At 73.7% G+C, this 5,619-nt stretch carries 4 protein-coding genes; 2 read left to right on the plus strand and 2 right to left on the minus strand.

Annotated elements, in window-relative coordinates; translation table 11 throughout:
- The first annotated feature begins 145 nt into the window (after nucleotides 1-145).
- On the plus strand, nucleotides 146-1,450 hold the full coding sequence (locus CCN29_RS08610; RefSeq protein ID WP_086680827.1) for a peptide MFS transporter: 1,305 nt from the start codon (nucleotides 146-148) through the stop codon (nucleotides 1,448-1,450).
- Between the two features lie 268 nt (nucleotides 1,451-1,718).
- Here CCN29_RS08610 and CCN29_RS08615 read toward each other — a convergent pair whose 3' ends face one another.
- On the minus strand, nucleotides 1,719-2,495 hold the full coding sequence (locus tag CCN29_RS08615) for an SDR family oxidoreductase (RefSeq protein WP_086680828.1): 777 nt from the start codon (nucleotides 2,493-2,495) through the stop codon (nucleotides 1,719-1,721).
- Nucleotides 2,496-2,632: 137 nt separating this feature from the next.
- Here CCN29_RS08615 and CCN29_RS08620 point away from each other — a divergent pair, with 137 nt between their 5' ends.
- Nucleotides 2,633-4,297 carry an alkaline phosphatase D family protein gene (locus CCN29_RS08620; RefSeq protein WP_006135488.1) on the plus strand — a complete coding sequence of 555 codons (1,665 nt, stop codon included), beginning with the start codon at nucleotides 2,633-2,635 and terminating at the stop codon, nucleotides 4,295-4,297.
- Here CCN29_RS08620 and CCN29_RS08625 read toward each other — a convergent pair.
- Nucleotides 4,284-5,315, minus strand: a complete 1,032-nt coding sequence (locus CCN29_RS08625) for a Gfo/Idh/MocA family protein (RefSeq protein ID WP_031061815.1) — start codon at nucleotides 5,313-5,315, stop codon at nucleotides 4,284-4,286. The genes CCN29_RS08620 and CCN29_RS08625 overlap by 14 nt on opposite strands.
- Nucleotides 5,316-5,619 lie beyond the last annotated feature (304 nt).

Here is a 5,619-nt window from a genome sequence, read left to right on the forward strand (position 1 = left end):
CCGGGCGCCGCGCACTCCCGCCGACCGTCCCACGGAGGAGCGCGATGGCCGCCCCGATCCGACCACCCGCCGCCGACCGGCGGACCGACACCCCCGCCGGCGAGACGGCCCCGCGGACGCGCACCGGGGTCCNNGCGGACTCGGCATGTCCGCCGGCGACGCCTCCCTGCTGTACGGCCTGTACATGGCCTCCGTGTTCCTTGCCTCCGTCCCCGGCGGCTGGATCGGCGACCGTGTCCTCGGCGCGCGCCGCGCCGTGCTGCACGGAGGTGTGCTGATCGCGCTCGGGCACGGCTCCATCGCCGTGCCGGTGGACTGGGCCCTGTACCCCGGCCTCTTCCTCATCGCCTGCGGCACCGGCCTGCTCAAGCCCAACATGGCCGGCCTGCTCAGCGCCTTCTACGACCGCGAGGACCGGGCGGGGCGCGACGCCGGCTTCGCCGTCTTCTACATGAGCGTCCAGGTGAGCGCCCTGCTCGCACCGGTCGTCGTGGGCGCGCTCGGCGAGGGCGTCGACTGGCATCTCGGCTTCGGCGTCGCCGCCCTCGGCATGGCGCTCGGACTCGCCCAGTTCGTGCGCGGAGCACGGCACTTCGGCGACACGGGACGCGCCCCCGAGCGGTCCGCCACCCCTGAGCAGCGTCGGCGCGTCCTGCGCGTCACCCTCGCGCTGACCGCGCCGGTCGTCACCGTGTACGCCGTGGACGCCGCGGCCGGCGCCTTCCGTGTCGCCCACCTCATGGCGCTGGTCGGTCTCCTGTGCGTGGTTCTGCCGGTCACCTGTTTCTGGCGGCTGCTGCGCAACCCCCTGCTCTCGGCCGGCGAGCGGCTCCGGGTGCGCACCTACATCTGGCTGTTCCTGGCCTCCGCCGTCTTCTGGGCGCTGTTCCTCCAGGGCGGCTCGGCGTTCGCGCTGTTCGCCAGGCACGCCACCGACCGCGAGCTGTTCGGCCGTACGGTGCCCGCCAGTTGGTTCCAGGCGGCGATCCCGCTGTTCGTCCTGGCGCTGGCGCCGGTGTTCGCCTGGCTGTGGACGCGTGCGGGGAACCGTCTGCCCACGGCCGCCAAGTACGCGATCGGCATGGGCGCCACGGCGGCCGCCTACCTGGTGATGGCGCTGGCCGCGACGCTCGGGGGCGACGGGGAGCTGGTGTCGCCGCTCTGGCTGCTGCTGGCGTTCCTGCTCCTGGCCGCCGGCGAGGTGTCCTTCGCGCCGGTCGGGATGAGCGCCACCACCGCGCTCGCGCCGGCCACGTTCACCAGTCAGATGGTGGCCCTGTTCTGGCTCTCCGGGGCACTCGGCGGAGGTGTCGGGGGCAACGCGCTGAAGGTGTCGGGCGACCGGGTGCCGGGCGCGGGCTACTTCCTCGCCCTGGGCGCCGCGGCCCTGGCCACGGGGGCCGCCCTGCTGCTGTGGCACCGTGCGCTCACGCGCAGGCTCGGCGTCTGAGCGCGGAAGCCGGACCCGCACCGGAGTGCCGGTGCGGCAGCCGTTCCACCCGCCGGTGTGCACCCGCGGTCCCGCGCGGGCCCACCCCCAGCCGGCGGTGTGGAACGGCTGCCGCCTCCCCCCTGGATGTGGCTCGACGGAAGGCCGCTGCCTCAACTGTGAAGCTTTGGTGGAGACGAGTTGAGCATAGATCCACCACCGGCCGCAATGGGTCGGATGCGTTAATTCCGATTGTGGGGATCACGGTTCGCCGACGGGGCGTGACGCCTCAGCCCCGTCCCACGTACGGCATCCCCGTCGCCAGCACCGTCGCGAACTGCACGTTCGCCTCCAGCGGCAGCTCCGCCATGTGCCGCACCGTGCGCGCCACGTCCGCGACGTCCATCACCGGCTCCGGCGCGATCTCCCCGTTGGCCTGGAGCACTCCGGCCCGCATGCGCTCCGTCATCTCCGTCGCCGCGTTGCCGATGTCGATCTGGCTCACCGCGATCCGGTACGGACGCCCGTCCAGCGCGAGGGACTTGGTCAGGCCGGTCAGCGCGTGCTTGGTGGCCGTGTAGGCGACCGAGCGGGGGCGTGGGACGTGCGCCGAGACCGAGCCGTTGTTGATGATCCGGCCGCCCTGCGGGGACTGCCCCTTCATCTGCCGGTACGCGGCCTGCGCGCACAGGAACGCCCCGTTGAGGTTGGTGTCCACCACGTGCCGCCACGCCTCGTACGGCAGTTCCTCCACCGGCACTCCGCCGGGCCCCGACGTACCGGCGTTGTTGAACAGCAGGTCCACCCGGCCGAAGCGCCCGACCGTCGCCGCGAACAGCGCCTCCACGTCCGCCGGTCGTGACACGTCCGTCGGCACGATCAGGGTGTCCCCGCCGGCCTCCTCCGCCGTCTCCTCCAGCGCCTGAGCCCTGCGCCCCGCCAGCACCACCGACCAGCCCCCGCGCAGCAGTTCACGGGTCACCGCGCGTCCGATGCCGGAGCCCGCCCCGGTGACCACCGCGACCCCGGTCCGCCCGGTCCGTCCGTTCGTTTCCTCGGCGTTCATGGGCCCGCAGCGTACGGGAGGGTTCGCCATACGGACCTCATGCGACCGTCATCCGGATGCTGTGTGCGCGTCAATGCCGCGTCGTTCCCGGCCACTGCAATTCCTCCCGCACCCACATGTCCGCCAGGGGAGGACCGATGACGCAGGACCCGCAGGACCCGACGACATCCGGGGCGCGCCCGTCCCACGCGCCCGAACTCCGCGCCGCCGCACGTCACATCGGCCGCCGCCGCTTCCTGACCGCGACCGGCGCCGCCGCCGCGCTCGCCTTCGCCGTCGGCGTGCCCGGCGCGGGCACCGCGGCCGCCGCCGAACTCGACGGCGCGCGGCTCACCGACGACCCCTTCACCCTCGGCGTCGCCTCCGGCGACCCGCACCCCGACTCGGTGCTCCTGTGGACCCGCCTCGCGCCCGTCCCGTACCAGGCCGACGGCGGGCTGCCCGCGCGCCGCGTCACCGTCGAGTGGGAGATCGCCCTCGACGCCCGCTTCCGCAGCGTCGTCAGACGCGGCAGGGCCACCGCGCACCCCGAGTTCCACCACACCGTGCACGTCGAGGCCGGCGGGCTCGCCCCCGGCCGCGTCTACCACTACCGCTTCCGCGCGGGCCGCTTCACCAGCCCCGCCGGCCGCACCCGCACCGCGCCCGCCGCCCGCAGCCGCGCCGCCGGCCTCACCTTCGGCGTCGTCTCCTGCCAGCGCTACGACCAGGGCTACTACACCGCCTACCGGCACCTCGCGCAGGAAGACCTCGACGTCGTCTTCCACCTCGGCGACTACCTCTACGAGTACGCCGTGAACGACGTCGCCGGCTCCCGCGCCTACCCGGCCGGCACCCTGCCCTCCGGGCTGTTCAACAGGGAGACCGTCACGCTGGAGGACTACCGGCTGCGGTACGCCCTCTACAAGTCCGACCCCGACCTGCTGGCCGCGCACGCCGCGCACCCCTTCGTCGTCACCTGGGACGACCACGAGACCGAGAACAACTACGCCGACGACACCCCCGAGAACAGCGTCCCGCCGGAGGAGTTCCTGCTGCGCCGGGCCGCCGCCTACCGCGCCTACTGGGAGAACATGCCGCTGCGCCGGCCCCAGCTCCCCGAGGGTCCCGACCTGAAGCTGTACCGGCGGCTGCACTGGGGCCGGCTGGCCCAGTTCGACGTGCTGGACACCCGGCAGTACCGCTCCAACCAGGCCTACGGCGACGGCTGGCAGTACCCCGGCGCGGAGTCCGAGGACCCCTCGCGCACCCTCACCGGCGCCGCCCAGGAGCGCTGGCTGATCGACGGCTGGCGCCGCTCCGACGCGGTGTGGAACGTCGTGCCGCAGCAGGTCACCTTCTCCCAGCGGCTGGACAGGACCACCCCGCCCGCCAAGGTCTCCATGGACTCCTGGGACGGCTACCCGGCCTCCCGCGAGCGCGTGCTGGCCGGCGCGCAGGCCGCCGGTGTGGAGAACCTGATGGTCCTCACCGGCGACGTGCACGTCCACTACGGCTTCGACATCAAGCGGGACTTCTCCGACCCCGGCTCGAAGACCGTGGGCACCGAGATCGTCACCACCTCGGTCACCAGCGGCGGCAACGGCTCGGCGAAGCCCGCCAACTGGGAGACCATGACCGCCGCCAACCCGCACATGCGGTTCTACAACGGCCTGCGCGGCTACACGACCGTCACGCTCGGCCGGGAGCAGGCGCGCGCCGACTTCAAGACGGTCTCCCACGTCACCACGCAGGGCGCGCCGCTCACCACCGCCGCCTCCTTCGTCACGGAGGCGGGGCACCCGGGACTCAAGCCGGCGTGACCGCCGCGCGGTCCGGGTCCGCGTCCTCGCCCGGGTAGCGGACGCCGACGCGGTCCCGGATCGCGTCGAGCGTCCGCATCACGGCGAGGGTGCCGTCCAGCGGCACCACCGGCGACTCCGTCTCCCCGGCCCGCAACGCCCGCATCACCTCCGCCGCCTCGTGCTTGAGGCTGCCGCGCGGGCCGTCGGCCGGGTCGGCGGCGAACTCCTCGGCGTCCCGCCCGTCCCGGTGCAGCACGAACCGCTCCGGGAAGAAGAAGCCCTCGGGCACGTCGATCCGCCCCTTCGACCCGGTCACCGACGCGGAGGTGGCCGTACCGCCCACGATGGAGCAGTGCACCGAGGCGAGGGCGCCGCTGTCCCAGGACAGCAGCGCCCCCGTCTGGAGGTCGACGCCCTCCTCGGAGAGCATCGCCCGCGCCACGACGTCCGACGGCTCGCCGAGCAGCAGCTGGGCGAACGACACCGGGTACACCCCGAGGTCCAGCAGCGCGCCGCCGCCGAGCGCGGGGTCGCGCAGCCGGTGCGTGGCCGGGAACGGGCCCGCCAGCCCGAAGTCCGCCTGGACGTGCCGTACTTCGCCGATCGCGCCGTCGGCGACCAGCGCCTTGAGGCGGCGCACCATCGGGTGGCAGTACATCCACATGGCCTCCATCAGGAAGCGCCCGCCGTCCCGCGCCGCCGTGACCAGCTCGGCCGCCTCGCGCACGTTGAGCGTGAACGGCTTCTCGCACAGCACGTGGTGCCCGGCCTCCAGCATCATCCCGGCCGCCGCGCGGTGCGCCGCGTGCGGTGTGGCGACGTAGACCACGTCGAGGTTGTCGTCGGCCGCGAGCGTCTCCCAGTCGCCGTAGGCGCGCGGGATGCCGAACCGGTCGGCGAAGGTCTTGGCCGACTCCACCGAGCGGGACGCCACCGCGACGACCTCGGCGTCGGGCATGTCCACCAGGTCCGCCGTGAACGTCGCGGCCATGCCGCCGGTCGCCAGGATCCCCCAGCGCACCTTCTGCTCTGTCATCCGTCCCACCCTGATCGTGTCGTTCGCCGTATCGTCGACGAGGTCCATGGAAGCGCTCCCATGACATCGTCGTCGACGCCGAGCACTCCGTACGAGCTGAGAGCATAGGGAGCCGATGGCATGAAAAGGGAGGGGCACATGCCCGAGGGTGGGGCGTCCATATCGAAGCCGTCGGCCGGACCGGCCGACGCGAGGGCGGCGGAGGGGACCCCGGACACGGCGCCGGGCGGCACGGCGGCCACGAGAGGCGGCACGGCGGGGGCGGCGCGGGGCGCGGGCGCGGCGGCCCCGCCGTGCCGCCTCT

Origin of the sequence: Streptomyces pseudogriseolus, from assembly GCA_002154585.1 — a bacterium.
Classification (GTDB): Bacteria; Actinomycetota; Actinomycetes; order Streptomycetales; family Streptomycetaceae; genus Streptomyces; species Streptomyces pseudogriseolus.

What these genes read in the sequence shown, in the direction of transcription:
- CCN29_RS08610 (WP_086680827.1), top strand. Translation starts at nt 146, where the DNA reads ATGTCCGCCGGCGACGCCTCCCTGCTGTACGGCCTGTACATGGCCTCC.
- CCN29_RS08615 (WP_086680828.1), bottom strand. Translation starts at nt 2,495, where the DNA reads ATGAACGCCGAGGAAACGAACGGACGGACCGGGCGGACCGGGGTCGCG.
- CCN29_RS08620 (WP_006135488.1), top strand. Translation starts at nt 2,633, where the DNA reads ATGACGCAGGACCCGCAGGACCCGACGACATCCGGGGCGCGCCCGTCC.
- CCN29_RS08625 (WP_031061815.1), bottom strand. Translation starts at nt 5,315, where the DNA reads ATGACAGAGCAGAAGGTGCGCTGGGGGATCCTGGCGACCGGCGGCATG.